Source organism: Emticicia sp. MM, from assembly GCF_001649495.1.
This window is the reverse complement of record NZ_LXHX01000031.1, coordinates 1-629: the sequence shown is the minus strand read 5'-3', so window position 1 is coordinate 629 and position 629 is coordinate 1. Positions and strand designations below refer to the sequence as shown.

Sequence of the window (629 nt, the reverse complement as noted above, 5' to 3'; positions counted from 1 at the left end):
CACAAACCAAAACCAGGTGACTTCTTTGGCCTTATCCACAGTGGTGGTGTTGTCGTGCCTATCTTGATGACATGTTTTCTTTGCGTATTAGTATTCTCAATTGAGCGTTTCTTCACAATCAACAAAGCTTCAGGTACAGGTAATATCGATGCTTTCGTTCGTAAAGTTCGTTCGTTATTAGATTCAAACAATGTTGCTGATGCAATCAAAGAGTGTGACAAGCAAAAAGGTTCAGTAGGTAATGTAGTAAAAACTGCATTAGGCAAATACAGCTTGTTGACAACTGATGGTTCTTTAGACAAAGAACAAAAATTAGCAGCTCTTCAAAAAGAAGTAGAAGAAGCAACTTCATTGGAGCTTCCAATGCTTGAGAAAAACCTTACAATTCTTTCTACTTTGGCAACTGTATCAACTTTGATTGCCTTATTAGGAACTGTACTTGGTATGATTCGTGCGTTCTCAGCTCTTGGTGCGGGTGGTGGAGCCCCAGATGCAGCAGCTCTTGCAACTGGTATCTCTGAGGCCTTGATTAATACAGCTTTAGGTATCGGTACTTCTGCAATCTCAATCATCATGTATAACTTCTTTACATCTAAAATTGATGATTTAACTTACAAAATTGACGAAAT

1 protein-coding gene is annotated in these 629 nt (G+C 38.5%); it reads left to right on the top strand.

The window, feature by feature from the left end:
• On the top strand, positions 1–629 hold a 629-nt coding region (locus A6M55_RS04880; RefSeq protein ID WP_064196759.1), incomplete at both ends, for a MotA/TolQ/ExbB proton channel family protein.